Annotated in this window: 16 protein-coding genes, 1 tRNA gene and 1 pseudogene; 7 read left to right on the top strand and 11 right to left on the bottom strand. The window is 63.7% G+C overall.

Annotation, left to right across the window (positions count from 1 at the left end; translation table 11 throughout):
• Window positions 1-21: 21 nt before the first annotated feature.
• Window positions 22-315, bottom strand: a pseudogene (locus ACX9MO_RS05190) (thermonuclease family protein); the annotation flags it as partial.
• A gap of 148 nt (window positions 316-463) precedes the next feature.
• A complete protein-coding gene (locus tag ACX9MO_RS05195; protein WP_462213763.1) occupies window positions 464-655 on the bottom strand; it encodes a hypothetical protein in 192 nt (63 codons plus the stop codon).
• 392 nt (window positions 656-1047) lie between these two features.
• On the opposite strand from ACX9MO_RS05195, the gene ACX9MO_RS05200 reads away from it, so the two are divergent.
• The 4 genes from ACX9MO_RS05200 (at window position 1048) to ACX9MO_RS05215 (ending at window position 4007) form a co-directional block, all read left to right on the top strand.
• Window positions 1048-1377, top strand: a complete 330-nt coding sequence (locus ACX9MO_RS05200) for a hypothetical protein (protein ID WP_462213764.1) — start codon at window positions 1048-1050, stop codon at window positions 1375-1377.
• A 284-nt stretch (window positions 1378-1661) separates the two neighbouring features.
• Window positions 1662-1997 carry a DUF4258 domain-containing protein gene (locus ACX9MO_RS05205; RefSeq protein ID WP_462213765.1) on the top strand — a complete coding sequence of 112 codons (336 nt, stop codon included), beginning with the start codon at window positions 1662-1664 and terminating at the stop codon, window positions 1995-1997.
• Complete coding sequence (locus tag ACX9MO_RS05210) at window positions 1994-2494, top strand: helix-turn-helix domain-containing protein (protein ID WP_462213766.1); 501 nt, start codon at window positions 1994-1996, stop codon at window positions 2492-2494. The genes ACX9MO_RS05205 and ACX9MO_RS05210 overlap by 4 nt, the downstream gene beginning before the upstream one ends.
• A 316-nt stretch (window positions 2495-2810) precedes the next feature.
• A complete protein-coding gene (locus tag ACX9MO_RS05215) occupies window positions 2811-4007 on the top strand; it encodes a calcium-binding protein (RefSeq protein ID WP_462213767.1) in 1197 nt (398 codons plus the stop codon).
• Window positions 4008-4451: 444 nt separating this feature from the next.
• Here ACX9MO_RS05215 and ACX9MO_RS05220 read toward each other — a convergent pair whose 3' ends face one another.
• The 8 genes from ACX9MO_RS05220 to ACX9MO_RS05255 all read right to left on the bottom strand — a co-directional run bounded on the left by ACX9MO_RS05220 (window position 4452) and on the right by ACX9MO_RS05255 (window position 8957).
• The gene (locus ACX9MO_RS05220; RefSeq protein WP_462213768.1) at window positions 4452-4652 is read right to left on the bottom strand and encodes a hypothetical protein; all 201 of its coding nucleotides are present in this window, start codon (window positions 4650-4652) and stop codon (window positions 4452-4454) included.
• Window positions 4653-4799: 147 nt separating this feature from the next.
• On the bottom strand, window positions 4800-4982 hold the full coding sequence (locus ACX9MO_RS05225; RefSeq protein ID WP_462213769.1) for a Pam3-gp28 family putative phage holin: 183 nt from the start codon (window positions 4980-4982) through the stop codon (window positions 4800-4802).
• On the bottom strand, window positions 4979-5581 hold the full coding sequence (locus ACX9MO_RS05230; protein ID WP_462213770.1) for a carboxypeptidase: 603 nt from the start codon (window positions 5579-5581) through the stop codon (window positions 4979-4981). The genes ACX9MO_RS05225 and ACX9MO_RS05230 overlap by 4 nt, the downstream gene beginning before the upstream one ends.
• 506 nt (window positions 5582-6087) lie before the next feature.
• A complete protein-coding gene (locus ACX9MO_RS05235; RefSeq protein WP_462213771.1) occupies window positions 6088-6705 on the bottom strand; it encodes a hypothetical protein in 618 nt (205 codons plus the stop codon).
• 11 nt (window positions 6706-6716) lie between these two features.
• A complete protein-coding gene (locus tag ACX9MO_RS05240; protein WP_462213772.1) occupies window positions 6717-6953 on the bottom strand; it encodes a DUF1353 domain-containing protein in 237 nt (78 codons plus the stop codon).
• A gap of 110 nt (window positions 6954-7063) precedes the next feature.
• On the bottom strand, window positions 7064-7474 hold the full coding sequence (locus tag ACX9MO_RS05245; RefSeq protein WP_462213773.1) for a DUF4376 domain-containing protein: 411 nt from the start codon (window positions 7472-7474) through the stop codon (window positions 7064-7066).
• Window positions 7471-7788, bottom strand: a complete 318-nt coding sequence (locus ACX9MO_RS05250) for a hypothetical protein (protein ID WP_462213774.1) — start codon at window positions 7786-7788, stop codon at window positions 7471-7473. The genes ACX9MO_RS05245 and ACX9MO_RS05250 overlap by 4 nt, the downstream gene beginning before the upstream one ends.
• An 11-nt stretch (window positions 7789-7799) precedes the next feature.
• Window positions 7800-8957, bottom strand: coding sequence for a hypothetical protein (locus ACX9MO_RS05255; protein WP_462213775.1), 1158 nt, complete (start codon window positions 8955-8957; stop codon window positions 7800-7802).
• A 59-nt stretch (window positions 8958-9016) separates the two neighbouring features.
• Here ACX9MO_RS05255 and ACX9MO_RS05260 point away from each other — a divergent pair, with 59 nt between their 5' ends.
• Entirely contained in the window at window positions 9017-11200 is a 2184-nt protein-coding gene (locus tag ACX9MO_RS05260; RefSeq protein WP_462213776.1) for a DNA cytosine methyltransferase, read from the top strand.
• A 193-nt stretch (window positions 11201-11393) separates the two neighbouring features.
• Window positions 11394-12485: a tyrosine-type recombinase/integrase gene (locus tag ACX9MO_RS05265; protein ID WP_462213777.1), complete on the top strand. Its 1092-nt coding sequence runs from the start codon at window positions 11394-11396 to the stop codon at window positions 12483-12485.
• Here the strand turns inward: ACX9MO_RS05265 and ACX9MO_RS05270 are convergent.
• Window positions 12486-12562, bottom strand: a tRNA-Arg gene (locus ACX9MO_RS05270).
• A 277-nt stretch (window positions 12563-12839) separates the two neighbouring features.
• Between ACX9MO_RS05270 and ACX9MO_RS05275 the strand changes: the two genes are divergently transcribed.
• Window positions 12840-13766 (top strand): N-carbamoyl-D-amino-acid hydrolase, encoded by a 927-nt coding sequence (locus ACX9MO_RS05275; RefSeq protein WP_462213778.1) that lies wholly within the window; start codon window positions 12840-12842, stop codon window positions 13764-13766.
• The last annotated feature ends 8 nt before the right edge of the window (window positions 13767-13774 follow it).

Below are 13774 nucleotides of genomic sequence, written 5' to 3' on the forward strand. Positions count from 1 at the left end.
GTCACTTCCATCGACAAAGACGCGCGCGAGCGTGCGGCCATACCGATCTTCGCCCTCACGCTCGACCCGCAAGTCTCCGCTCAGCAGCTCAGCCAGGCGATCGCGTGCCTCTCTGGCCCGCAATGCCTCCTGTCTGCACTTCGGGGTGAACAGCTCGGGGGCGTCGATGCTAAGCAACCTGATCTTCTCGCGCTTGAGCCAGATCGTGTCACCATCCACCACGCACGAGATGCGCTTGCCGTGCTCCGGGCAGATTGGCATGGAGACCGCGGGCCCAGCGAGGACGACGAGCAATGAGATCAGCGTAAAGCGCATGAGATTTCCTTCGGCAGACGCGCGGCTCTTGGGCCATAGGGTGATACCCGCGCATCCTGTTCTGATCACCGTTTCAGCCCGTGGCTGATCAAGTCAAATACGGGAAAACCCCGGAATTCGGGAAAGCCCCCAAAATCGACATGCCCTCCTACGTGGCTTCGATCGTCTCGATCACTTCGCCGGTCTTCGGGTCGATGACGCGCACAGCACTAGCCGCACCGAATGAGCCCCTCTCCCGCCTCCTGCGCTCCGCCTTGGCGCTGAATTTCGTGAACGCTACGGCCTGCATGTTAGCAGGAAGACGCCGCGCAGCGATCTTTGCCTTCGACTTCCGAGCCATGTCCTCATCCCTCCTATGCGGATTCTCCGGCAGGCAGATCGATCGGCCCATTGACATACCTGATTGTCAGAGAGACCGTCCCCGTTCCGACGCGGACATTCTCGGTACGCCCGTCGACTGTCGCGTGGCTCACTGCGTCGATGCTCTCCGAAAATTCCACGATCGTCCCCACGAATTGGGTGGCCGTCCCGTCTTCATGCTTAATGGTAACTGTCTTCATTAACTCGCTCCTTACTTGGACTGGCGCTTTGCCAGCGCGACACATCCCCATGGCTTGCCGCCATGTGCTTCGACAAGGACGAGGATGGTTACCCGAAGGAATGGCGGATCGGTCCCGACGGACAACCCAGCTGCACCGCCTTCAATCCCGTCTGAGCGCCACCGGAGGTACCATGGTCACCGTCATCAGCTCGGAAACGCCGACCGCCAGGAAGCCACACCGCTGCGACAGCTGCCTGCGCGAGATCGCGCCCGGCACGACCTATCGCCGGGCGCGATGCGTAGACGGCGGCGAGGCATGGACATGGAAAACGCACCCGGCCTGCCAGCGGGCCGGGGAAATCCTCTGGGTCCGAGATATCCGCGGCGAGGAGGACTGCCTGATCAACGTCTGCGACATGGATAGCGATGACCGCGAGATGGTCTACGCAGCCGACCCCGAGACCTTCCACGAGGTCTGGCCGGATCGCCCCGCGCCGGGCCAACCGAAACCAGTCCAGTAACCGCCCGGCTAGAAGACCGCAGAACTGGCGACTATCTGCCCCCAAGGCGAGCCCATCATCTGGCTCATGCCATAATGTCAGGCACTCAATTCACCGAACGGCACCTGTGGGAAACTTCTGCGTCGACGACGCGTCCGCACAGATTCGGCGCCATAGAAATCAACATCTAGACAATATTGGAAAGTCAGCGGCAAAAGCACCATATCTTGTGTATAGCTTTTTTGCGTGCTCCGTGTGCATAACTATCAGACTGATAGGCAGTCGAAACACTGGTGGGACACTACATGGAAGAGCCATCTCAAGACGGAGATCGGAACCTGCCCCACCCCGGTGCGTTGATCAAACTGATACAGTTTCTCGCAGAAGAGTCGTCTCAGGTGATCATCACAAATCACGCAGAAGAGAGGATGTACGAACGCGGCATAACCTCTCGGATGCTCTTCGACGTCCTGCGGAGGGGCTCGATCTATGGCAGCGTTGAGCCCGCAAAACAGCCTGGCGACTTCAAAGCCAAGGTTACATACCAGGTGCCGAATCGACGGCACGTTGGCGTCGTGACGGTGGTGAAACAGTCCGAGAAACTGATCATCGTCACAGTAGAATGGGAAGATGGCAGATGACCTCTAAGTTTTATATGGACGGCATGGATAAGGCAGACCAACCATACGTCTACCGGCTTTCAGGGCTCGACGATGTTGTTCTTCTTAACGGCTTCACACGTCATGAGACCGAGTACGGAGATGCCGTGTCGATCGACGCGGTTGACGCACTGCATAACGCGATCGCCCTCCACATCATAACCGCCAAGAAGGCCCTCTCGCCGAAAGAGTTTCGCTTCCTCAGAACCGAACTCGGAATGACGCAAGATGAACTCGGCACCAAGATTGGCGTCGATGGACAGACCATTGCCCGCTATGAGAAAGGCTCGACACAGATTTCCGGGCCGGCGGATAGGCTGCTCCGGGTGCTGATCATCCTTCGCATCATTCCTGAGGACAAGCTTCGCGCCATACTTAAGGCAGCTGAGGACGCTGTTGAAAGAGATTCAAGCCCGGATGACGCGCCCGCAAGATTTCGCGAGGCCGAGGGGGCTTGGGAGGAAGTTTGTGTTGCGTGAACGGTGAGTTGAGGACCTAACTCCAGAAACCGCCCTTACTGCGGATACCGGCCAGCCTGCTTATCTCTACGCGATCGGCAGCCCTAGGCAGCTAGCGGCATTGAGCATTCAGCCCAGGAATCCCCGCCCCTGCGAGGGGCGTGCCGTCAGCGCCAGTGGTCAACCGGGTGAGCCGTCAGCTCATCTGCGATGATATTTATTGCCTGCTGTAACCGGCCGTATAAAACTTGGGAGGGTGGCATCGGGAAATGCCGTCCCGTCGCCGGCCGGACACCCCAAGACATATTGCACCAATTTCAGGCCCAGGAGTTTTTGCATGCCCCGATACACACTAAACGGATATCGCGTGCGCGAGGATGACGATGACAATCCGATCGACATCCGGCCAGCATCGCTGGAGTTCGTTACGACGACTGAGCAATACTTCACCTACTCCGTAGCAATCGACGGCACAGGCGACGCCTCGTTCGCCGTCTCCCCCACGAGCCTAGTCGTCTATATTGATGGCGCGCTGGCGGGTTCCGCCGCCGTCGACTACCCGACCAATGAAGAGATCGCGCATATCCGATGGAACGGCGGCGCCAATGAGGCATATGTTTACATTGAATCTGCCGAGCGGGATGATGACAATCCTCTGCTGAACGAGAATTTCACCTACATCTTCTCATTCGGGCCGGACCCTCTCCCCGAGTTCGGCTCCATCGGCGCGTTCAACGCCTTCCTGGCCGGGGCCCAGGTGCAACCTGTCACCGCAGGATCGGGCTATGCGTCGGGAGAATTCATCTGGTTCGCCTCGCTGCCAGCGACAGTCACGCCCAACGATCCGATCCTTGGGACCGACCTATCCGAGTTGCTCGTCGGCACAGCAGGAGAAGATTCCATTTCCGGGATGGGCGGCGACGACACGATCCGGGGCGACGACGGAGCGGACACGCTGGTTGGCGGCGACGGTGACGACGTGATTTCCGGCGGAGCCTCCGCGGCCGATCTGCGCGACCTGATCTACGGCGGCGAGGGCAACGACAGTATCGACGGCGGCTATGGCAACGACGAGCTGCGCGGCGACGGCGGCAGTGACACGATCATCGGAGGCTACGGGGCGGACACGGTGATCGGCGGTGATGGCGATGACGCCCTGACCGGCCAGACCTGGTCCGACGCGATCTTCGGCGGCGCGGGGAACGACTTCATCAACGGCGGCTTCGGCCACGACCGCTTGAACGGCGGGACGGGAGCAGACCAGTTCTATCACCTCGGTGTCGAGGGCCACGGCTCCGACTGGATCCAGGATTACAACAGCCAAGAGGGGGACGTGCTGCAGGCAAGGATGGTGATCGACGACTTTCTTCAGGTCAACTATGGCACCACCCCCGGCGCAGGCGATGCCTCCATTGCAGAAGCCTTCGTGGTCTTTCGCCCGACTGGGCAAATCCTCTGGGCCCTTGTCGATGGCGCCGCGCAGTCGGAGATAAATGTCCTGAGCCACGGAGAGGTCTGGGACCTGCTGGCATGACCCTCACTACCGAGACATTCGATGCGCGGGACCTTTAGGACAAATTGCTCCTGACGAAACAGATCGTGCTGGTGCGCGGATACCGCGACATGCTGGATCAGCGCATCGCACGCTTTGGCCAGTCCAGCTAACGCGCCGGAGGCCGACATGGCGACCAAGATAAAGGTGATCGACCTGCACCTGCAGAACCCGGACTGGACGGTGCCCAGATCGCGGAGGCGATCCCCGGTGTGTGCTCCGCTGACTACGTGCGGGCGACAGCGCGCAGGAACGGGCTGACGCTCGAAAGGGCAACGAAGGGGACGAAGAAGACAGCAGCCGATATGAGGAAGGAAGCCGCCCGCCTAATTGCCCGCGCCGAACAACTCGAACGGCAACAATCGTAAAACCGCCCGGTCTTCGGAAACGAGAAAGGCCCGCCTCGGCCTCCCGGGCGGGCCCTCTTCATTCGCTGCAGCCGCGGGCCAGCTTCCCCAGCAGCGCCGCCCCTGTGGCGGCAGACCTTGGCCCGCCGTCCTCGATCAGCGCGCGAGCATGCTCGCGCCGGTCATCCACCGTCCCCGAGCACAGGGCAGGGATCGAGACCTGCGGCTTCACACAGCCGGAGGCGGACAGCAGCAGCATCAGACAGATCAGCGTCTTCATCGTTCATCCTTTCCGTGGTGGTGATGAAGTCCTCCAAGGCCTCGACCTTGGCCGCCCGGCGTGCGTTGTGCGCCCCGAGCCAGTAGACACCCGCCAAGAGCGCGACCATCGTCAGAGCGGAGGCAAGCACGGCCAGGGCGCGGGCGGTCACAGCTTCTTCTCCGGGGCGGTGACGCTGAGGTAGAAGCCGAGCGCGGCCATGAAGGCGCCGACGCCAGCCTGCCAATAGGCGTCCGACGTGATGCCATGCGCGGCGAGCAGTGGCCCCAGCGCCGTCAGCAGGTGACGCAGAGCGCCCTGCACCTGCGGCTTGCGGATGATTTCGATCATGCCTTTCCCTTTCCGATGATGATGGCGATAGCGCCCAGCAGAGCCGCGAAGAGCGCCGCCAGAGGGTTACGTGAGGTGTTGACTACGGGCGGGGTGACTTGCGCCCCCTGCCCCCATTTCTCGGCCACCAGCGCGGCTTGGTACTTCACCGCGAGGTCAGCGATCTCCGACGCCCGGTCGGTGCCATTCACGACCCGGCGCGCGCCCTTGAAGTCGACGTACCCCTCGCGCACGTAGTCGGAGAGCTTCGCGCCGGTGAACCAGCCGCCCATGCAGCCACGCACGAGGATCTCTGCGGCGATGTCTGGCTGCATCACCACGTCTGGATCGACCGTCAGGTCACGATCCAACTTGAGCCCGGCCAACACGTAGTTTTCCCGCCAGGTCAGCTGGACGAAGCCGCGCCCGTACCACGGGTAGTAGCGGAGGTTGCGTTCCCGCCATTCCTCCGAGAGCCAGTAGGCCTCGCGCACCGGCTCCATGGTGTGAGCGGTCTCCCAGCGGGCCGTCGCGAGGAGGTAGGCCGCCTGCGGCAGCGTGAGGCCGTGCGCCGCGCACGCCTCAAGGATCAGGCGCGTGCGCCCGAGGTTCAGGTCCATATCGTCTCTCCATGTGAAGAAGCCCCACATGCTGGCAGGGCGAGGCCGATTTCTGTTTTCGGATCAGATTGCTGGTGCTACCCAGAATGCGAGCGCGGAGCATGGCCGCCTCGCCCGGCTTGGCTAGTCCTCTGTTCTGCACAACCCAGAGGACAGTTCCGCGCTCACCGCTTCCGAGATTTCGGCAAATTCGGTTATTCTGGACTGCGCATTAAAGTTGCGCCAAAGTCGATATCGAGCGCGGATTGCGGCGCATTACGACTGGAGCTTCATCCCGTACTGCCCAGTCCAGCGACCCCCATCGCGAACCCGCAACCGCCGCACCGCGCTCACCCAGCTTGCAACAGACCGTTTCCGTCTACCGCAACGTCCGGTCGTGCACTCCGCGGATTCGTTCTATAGTCGGCTTATTGAGCGCGGGGCAGCGATCACCGACAGAGGGCCGTGATTTCGGCTTTTCTTGCACCCATTCACGGTGATCGAAGGCATATGCAGCAGCCCCGCGCTCACCCCGGCAGCAGCTGATACGGCACCACGTCAGTCCGATCCGGAACACGCTTCCCGCCGCACTCGTAGTCCAGGACCAGGTAGAGCTCGATGCGCCCCGGGAAGAGATCGGCCGGCGGCGCGATCTCGATGCGGAGTTTCTCGAAACTGTCCCCGATCTGGCGGCGCACGCCGCCCTTGATCATGCGCGATCCTGCGAGAGGCACGTTGCGCACGTCGCTGAAGAGTGGCGTCCAGTCGACGAGGCGGCAGTCCTTGCCGAGCCGGGTCCGTGCGACCGTCAACCAGAGCACCACTGGGTCGCCAGACTTCACCGGCTCCTCGACGTAGGAGAGCCCCTGGGGCTGCCTGATCACCCGATCCTCGCCCGTCGCGCGGCGCACGTCCTGAGACAGCACCTCGACCTGCGCCACCAGCTTCTGGACCGCGCCCTCGGTCGCGAGACGCTCGAAGCCCAACTCCTCGCGCACCGTCGAGACGATCCACTCCCGGTTCATCATGTAGAGCCCCGCCAGCATGAGCAGCATGAGGGGCGTGACCACGGTCACGATCCAGAAAAGATCGCGCAGCAGTCCGATTACCGTGCGGGTGCGCGGCAGCAAGTCTTCCTTGGTCACGGGGACCTCCGTCAATTGTAGTGGTAGAGCGAGACGGCCAGCCACATTACCAGTCGCCGCCAGACGGCCACGCCGTCCGCCTTCAAGGCATTGTGGAAGACAGCCCCGGCGCTGAGCCGGTCCCATCCCTCGTCTAGAAGCCAGTCGTGGAGGGCAGCCGCCTTGAGATATTCGGGCGCGTTGGGATCGAAGAGCCAGCACCAGAGGCGCGGGATCGTCACGTCGAACTGGAAGCCCCACGGCACCATGACGGCGCACCCGCTGTCGAGCGTACCGACGTGCCAAACGAGCGGCTCGGTGGTTAGATAGAGGCCCCGCCCGATGGGGAGACACCAGCTCTTCGCGCCGGTGTACTGGCTCATGCAGGCCACCGGCTGTCAGCTGCGAAGTCCTCGGGGATCGCACCCCCGTCGACCATGGCCCAGCTCGCGGCCATCACCGCCTCGACCCACGCCACACCCGCGGACGCCAGCTCGATCGCCTGCGCCGCCGTCAGCTGGTGGATCGTGTTCGCGTCGTCGCGGAAGGTCAGCGTATCGGTCGAGGCCGAGGCCTGCAGCGCCATTGCCTTCTGCATGATCCCGAGCATCACGGTCTGATCGAAGGGCCGCCCGCGCACCGGGATGAAGGCAAAGGACAGCGCCAGCGTCGTGCCCGCCTCCAAGCGGCGCGTGCGCTCGGCGTAGAGGGCGGCCTTGCGACCGGCCTGCACCTCTGCCGCCTTGTCCTCGGCGGTGATGACTTGAGAAAAGTCGATGTTGCCGGTCATGCTAAGGGCTCCTCTTCATCATAAGCGGGCATTGCGATCTCGCCGTCCGGCACTCCGTTGATCGGGGCCGGGAAGCGCGTCGCTTCGGGAGCGTTCGGGCCGTGCGGTAAGATCATCGGCACGGTGAGCACGCCGCTTTCGTCGCGGCTGACATCGCCCGAAATCCATTCGCAGGTGATCGCCTCCTTCGGGAGGGTGGCGCCGGTGGGCAGATCGGTGAAGTCGAAGGTCTCACCGTTCAGCGTGAGAACGTCACCGCTCTTGGATACGGCGAGAACGGGCAGCCCGGCGACAGGCGAAAACGTGATGTTCATCTTCTTGCTCCTTAGAACCAGCGGCCGATCGCCATGAAGCGAACCGGTACGTTTGATTGAGTGTTAAGATGGGACATCACGTAGCAACTAGCGGAGCCGGAGAATGTCCCGACAGCTGGCCAGCAGTTGACGTTCCCAAGGCTCGCGAAGACGTTCAGTGATGTCGTGGCTGAGACAAAGGAGACCGGATAGGTCCAGCTTATTTGTACTGAGTCTCGATAGACATTCCCGGCGGCAGTTGCGATGGCGCCAGATGTGAATGTCGGTGAGAACGCGAGCATCGTCCCATCGGCAAATTTCACATATTCCCCATTGGCGTTGCTGCTGCGCTCAATGATTTGGCCCGTCGGCTCCCCGCCGTCTTCCGAAACCGTCCCCAAGATGCCGTACTCTCGCGTCAGGACGCGGTTCCAGACAATGCTCCCGTCAGCGGCCTGAGATCCGGTCCAGATCCGCGGCTCCGCTGGGGAGCTGCCGTCCCGCCAGCACATGAGATGCCGCCGGCCCGAGCTGCTCTTCGAAACCTGCAGCACGTAGAAATATGCCGATGTCTCTGGTCCGCCGGGGGTGTCAGAACCGACGAACATGTAGATACCCGAGCCAAGGTCGCGTTCGGCGAGCGGCGTCGCACCGGTGATATTGATCGCCTCCCCGCCGCACCCAAAGGCCCCCACCTTAAGGAGCTTGCCGCTTGTGGCGTCGGACAAGCTGGACTGCACGGCCGATCCGGTGATCGGCACATCGACCTGCATAGCACTGGACCCCAGCAGCACCCGCCGCACGCCATTGGTCGAGAACCCGATCTGATCCCACGCCGCCCGGTAGAGGCCCATCGTCGTGCTGTTGATGAAGCTTAGCGATGGAGCGCCCACAGTGCCGTTTTGAAAGCGCCCCGCCAGCGCCCCGCTCAAGTGGCTCTGGATTTCGGCCAGTGCCGCCGTGAAGGCGTCATAAGCGGATTTCAGGAAGCCCTTGATCGGGACCACTTCGTAATCCTGACCTGCCTGAGTGCTGCCGAGGTAGGGGGACGCCAGTGTCAGCTGCGTATCGCTGACCACGGCCGCGATCTCGTAGAGCGGCCCACCCTCAAGTCGGAAGGCCTCGCCTATGCGGGCATTGGCGACCCAGGCCGTTCCGCTGCCCTGGACAATGGCGCTGCCGTTGGTCACGCTCGCCGTCCCTGTTCGATACCATGTCGCCATGATCAGCTTACCTCGTAGAGTTTCCAGTGGATGGTGCCGCTGTCCGCGCCTACGCTGGCGCGCCGCTGATCGTCGACAGCTTTGCCGGTGGCGGCGGCGCCTCGACCGGGATCGAGATGGCCCTCGGCCGGTCGCCCGACATCGCGATCAACCACAACCCGGCCGCGCTCGCCCTGCACGAGGCGAACCACCCCGAGACGCTGCACCTGTCGGAGAACGTCTACAAGGTGGACCCACTTGATCACCTTGCCGGGCGGCACATCGGCCTCATGTGGTTCAGCCCCGACTGCAAGCACTTCTCCAAGGCCAAGGGCGGCAAGCCGGTGGCGCGGAACATCCGGGACCTGGCATGGATCATCCCGGGCTGGATCGAGCGCATCATGAAGAGCGGCGGCAAGGTCGATGTCGTGATCATGGAGAACGTCGAGGAGTTCGCAGGCTGGGGCCCGCTGATCGAGACCGACAAGGGACCGATGCCCTGCCCGGACCGCAAGGGCGAGACCTTCGCGGCCTGGTGCAAGCGGATAAGGCGACTTGGCGGCAAGCTGGAGCGCCGCGAGCTGCGCGGCTGCGACTATGGCGCACCCACGATCCGCAAGCGGCTCTTCGTGATCATCCGCTTCGACGGCAAGCCCATCGTCTGGCCCGCCCAGACCCACGGCGACCCGGAGTCGCGCCAGGTGAAGGCCGGCAGGCTGAAACCATGGCGCACGGCGGCGGAATGCATTGACTGGTCGCTGCCCTGCCCCTCGGTCTTCGACACGAAGGCCCAGATCATGGAGAAGCACGGCCTGCGCGCGCAGCGCCCACTGGCCGACAATACGCTGGCGCGGGTCGCCCGCGGCCTGCATCGCTACGTCCTAGAGGCCGAGCGGCCTTTCCTCGTGAACCTCACCCACGGTGGGCGCTGCGAGGACGTGGCGGCCCCCGCGCGCACTATCACCGGGGCTCACCGAGGCGAGAAGGCCGTCGTCGTGCCGACCATAGTCGGCTGTGGAGGCCGCGCCGCCCAGAGCCGCCCGCGCAGCGTTGATGAGCCCTTCGCGACAGTCACCGCCAAGGCGGATGCGTGCATCGTCGCCCCCTGCCTTGCCAGCGTCGCGCACGGCTACAGCGGTGGCCGCCGCGAGTACCCCCTCACCGATCCCATGGGCACCACCACGGCAGGCGGCATCGCTCATGCCGTCATCGCCCCCTCGATCGCGCGCTTCAACAGCGGTGCGACCGGGCATGCGATCACCGACCCCATGGCGACGGTCACGGCGAATAGCTACATCAAGCGACCGGGCGGCGCCGCACCTCTCGGCCTGCTGGCAGCGAGCCTCATGAGCCTGAAAGGCACCTCCCGCCGCGACAGCGCCGCGACGACGCCGCACCCGACCGTTCTGGCGGGCGGCGGGCACTCTGCCCTCCTCGCGCCGGTGCTGACCTACGCACAGCAGGGCGGGCGCTGCCGCGACATCAAGGCGCCGCATCACACGATCTGCGCCAGCAAGAAGGACCAGAACGCGGTGATCGCCGCCTCGCTGATCCAGACCGGATACGGCGAGCGCGCCGGTCAGGCGCCGCGTAGCCTCGACCTCGGCCGCCCGCTCGGCACGATCGTCGCGGGTGGCGTGAAGCACGCGCCGATTGCCGCCTTCCTCGCTCAGCAGAACACCGGCCTCGTCGGGCACCACGCGACAGACCCTCTCTCGACTATCGTCGGAAAGGGTTGCACGCAGAGCCCGGTCTCCGCCTTCTTCGCGAAGTACTACGGCACCGGAGACGGCGCCCGGGCGGATGCCCCGCTACACACGATCACGGTCAAGGACCGCATGGGTCATATCGAGGCCCAGCTCGACGCGCCGCCCTTCACCGAAGCGCACGCGGACCGGGCCCGCGAGGTCGCAGAGCTGATGCGCACGCACGGGCTCTGGGATGATCGGGAGTTCGTCACCGTCGAAATTGACGGCGCCACCTTCGTGATCGTCGACGTGGGCATGCGGATGCTCACCCCGCGCGAGCTGTTCAACGCCCAAGGCTTCCCCGCCGACTACGTCATCGACGGCACCTGGACGGAGCATGAGGGCGAGTGGACCTTCACCAGCTTCCCGAAGGACGTGCAGGTCTCCTGCGTGGGCAACAGCGTCTGCCCCCCGGTGGCCGAGGCGCTGGCGCGTGCGAACTGCGGGCACCTGACGGTGAGCGCAGCACAGGAGGCGGCGTAATGGGCGCCCCCGCGTTCACCGCAGCAGAGCTGCGCAGGGTCGCGGAAGTCGCGGAGCAGTTCGGCATGACCGTCGAGGTCCATCCGCGCCAAGGCGTCATCCGCCTTGTCCCCAGCAAGGCGCCGGGGGTATCGTCCTCGCAGCCTGAGACTGGAGTGACTTCATGCGACGAGCTGTTCGCGGGGGCATCAGAGTGAAGCACCTGAACCGCTCCGGATCCTTTCCCAGCGGAAACGCGCGGTACTACTTCCGCCCCAAAGGCAAGAGCGGAACGCCCCTACCGGATCTGCCCACTGATCACCCACAGTGGGTCGCGGCCTATAGCACCCTGCTGCAAGAACACGAAGGCAGAGCCCCTTCACCTCATGCCACGCACAGGACAGGAAGCATCGGCGCGGCACTCCGCGCCTACCTCGCCTCGGACGCCTTCCTATGCCTCGGAGAAAAGACCAGGCAGACGCGGCGCCGCTCGATCGAGGACATGGAGCGGCGCTATTCGAGGGGCGACCTCGAGGAGCTACGTTCGCGTCACATCAGGCAGGACCTCGCCAGGCTCGATCCGCACCCAGCGAACAATCGGCTGAAGGTCTGGCGCGGGTTCTGCAAATGGGCATTGAACGCGGGCCTCCTCGATGCCGATCCCGCCCGCGCAGTCAGCGCACGGCCCACGCCAAAGACAGATGGCTTCACGGCATGGACCAGAGAGGACGTCGATGCCTTCAGAGCCCACTGGGGGCATGACACGCCCCAGAGGCTTGCATTCGAACTCATGCACAGGACCTGCGCGAGCATCGGTGATGCATGTCGGCTCGGCCCTGGCATGGTGCGGGAGGGATGGCTCAGCTACCGGCGCAGCAAGAGCGGGTCCGAGGCGACCTGCCCGTTCACGATCCCGGGCCCCATGTGGTTCGAAGCAGATGACCACCTCGCGACATGCCTAGCCCTCGCCCCAAAGCACATGACCTTCATCACCACCAGGGGCGGCGCTTCCAAGTCCAGCAAGTCAGCGGCGCAGTGGTTTTCCCGTGCCTGCACAGACGCAGGATTAGCGCACCTGAGCGCTCACGGAATCAGAAAACACCGGGCCAGCGTGTTCAAGGAAAATGGCGCGGCCCCGGAGCAGCGCATGGCCATCTTGGGCCACGAAACCGAGGCTGAAGCAGCCAGATACAGCAAGAGCGCAGACCTTCAGAAGATCATTTCAGGAACGGAAAGTTCCAACTCTCCCAACCAAAGTTCCAACTTTGGAGATTTGTCCAATAAAATCAAAGGCGTTTTAGAATAGTGGCGACCCCTGAAGGACTCGAACCCTCAACCTGCGGATTAGAAGTCCGCTGCTCTATCCAGTTGAGCTAAGGGGCCACGCCGCCCCTCGTAGGATCTTTTCCCGGGCCGCGCCAGTGGCTTTCGCCCGCCGCCCTGCCCCCGGGGCGCTGAACTTTGCGGCACAGACGGGCCCGGCCCTCGGAATCCCGCATCCTCCCCTTCCCTTTACGCAGTACGACTGACAGGGTTCGCCCTGTTCACCTGCACGCCCGTCCCGGCCTTGGCCGCCGCGACGCGGGCGAAGGGAGCACCCCCGTTTTCCGGCGGCACGGGCCCGAGGGCCCGCCGCGCTTTCCGAAAAGGCCCCTACGACATGACGAAACTGATGATCGGCGCCGCGCAGATTGGCGGCATCCAGAAGGCAGAGACCCGCGAAGAGGTCGTCGCACGGATGATGAAGCTGATGGACGAAGCGCACGAGAAGGGCGTCGAATTCCTCGCCTACCCCGAGATGACGCTGACCACTTTCTTCCCGCGCGAATACGTCGAGGACCGCGCGCAGATGGACAGCTGGTTCGAGACCGAGATGCCGAACGCCGCGACCCAGCCGCTCTTCGACCTCGCGCAGAAGTACAAGATGGGCTTCACCTTCGGCTATTGCGAGCTGACCCCGGAAGGCGAGCACTACAACACCTCGATCATCGTGTCGCCCGAGGGTGAGATCGTCCTGAAGTACCGCAAGACCCACCTGCCGGGCCATGCGGAGTACGACGAGAACCGTGCCTACCAGCACCTCGAGAAACGCTACTTCCTGCCCGGCAACACCGGTTTCCAAGTCGCCGAGAACCAGGGCGTGCTGATGGGCATGGCGATCTGCAACGACCGCCGCTGGCCGGAAACCTGGCGCGTGATGGGCCTTCAGGGCGTCGACCTCGTGACCATCGGCTACAACACGCCCTCGCAGAACACCCACGGCGAAGAGGTTCAGATCGAGCAGAACCTCTACCACAACGAGCTAAGCTTCTGCGCCGGCGCCTACCAGAACGCCTGCTATGCCATGGGCATTGCGAAATGCGGCACCGAGGACGGCAACCACATGATCGGCGGCACGCTGATCGTGGGCCCGGAAGGCACCGTGCTGGCCAAGGCCGAGGGCGAGGGCGACGAGCTGATCGTGGCCGAGGCGGACTTCGACAAATGCGCCTTCAACCGCCAGAACGTGTTCAACTTCGCCGCCCACCGCCGGATCGAGCACTACGGCCTCATCTCGTCCCAGACCGGCGTCGTGAAGCCGTCCTGAGCCTGACC

This window comes from Pseudooceanicola profundus (assembly GCF_054919315.1).

Excerpts from the sequence above, each read along its gene's own strand:
- ACX9MO_RS05210 (WP_462213766.1), top strand. The coding sequence starts at position 1,994 with ATGACCTCTAAGTTTTATATGGACGGCATGGATAAGGCAGACCAACCA.
- ACX9MO_RS05245 (WP_462213773.1), bottom strand. The coding sequence starts at position 7,474 with ATGACCGGCAACATCGACTTTTCTCAAGTCATCACCGCCGAGGACAAG.
- ACX9MO_RS05220 (WP_462213768.1), bottom strand. The coding sequence starts at position 4,652 with ATGAAGACGCTGATCTGTCTGATGCTGCTGCTGTCCGCCTCCGGCTGT.
- ACX9MO_RS05275 (WP_462213778.1), top strand. The coding sequence starts at position 12,840 with ATGACGAAACTGATGATCGGCGCCGCGCAGATTGGCGGCATCCAGAAG.
- ACX9MO_RS05250 (WP_462213774.1), bottom strand. The coding sequence starts at position 7,788 with ATGAACATCACGTTTTCGCCTGTCGCCGGGCTGCCCGTTCTCGCCGTA.
- ACX9MO_RS05225 (WP_462213769.1), bottom strand. The coding sequence starts at position 4,982 with ATGATCGAAATCATCCGCAAGCCGCAGGTGCAGGGCGCTCTGCGTCAC.
- ACX9MO_RS05205 (WP_462213765.1), top strand. The coding sequence starts at position 1,662 with ATGGAAGAGCCATCTCAAGACGGAGATCGGAACCTGCCCCACCCCGGT.
- ACX9MO_RS05195 (WP_462213763.1), bottom strand. The coding sequence starts at position 655 with ATGGCTCGGAAGTCGAAGGCAAAGATCGCTGCGCGGCGTCTTCCTGCT.
- ACX9MO_RS05240 (WP_462213772.1), bottom strand. The coding sequence starts at position 6,953 with ATGGTGCCGTGGGGCTTCCAGTTCGACGTGACGATCCCGCGCCTCTGG.
- ACX9MO_RS05200 (WP_462213764.1), top strand. The coding sequence starts at position 1,048 with ATGGTCACCGTCATCAGCTCGGAAACGCCGACCGCCAGGAAGCCACAC.
- ACX9MO_RS05230 (WP_462213770.1), bottom strand. The coding sequence starts at position 5,581 with ATGGACCTGAACCTCGGGCGCACGCGCCTGATCCTTGAGGCGTGCGCG.
- ACX9MO_RS05215 (WP_462213767.1), top strand. The coding sequence starts at position 2,811 with ATGCCCCGATACACACTAAACGGATATCGCGTGCGCGAGGATGACGAT.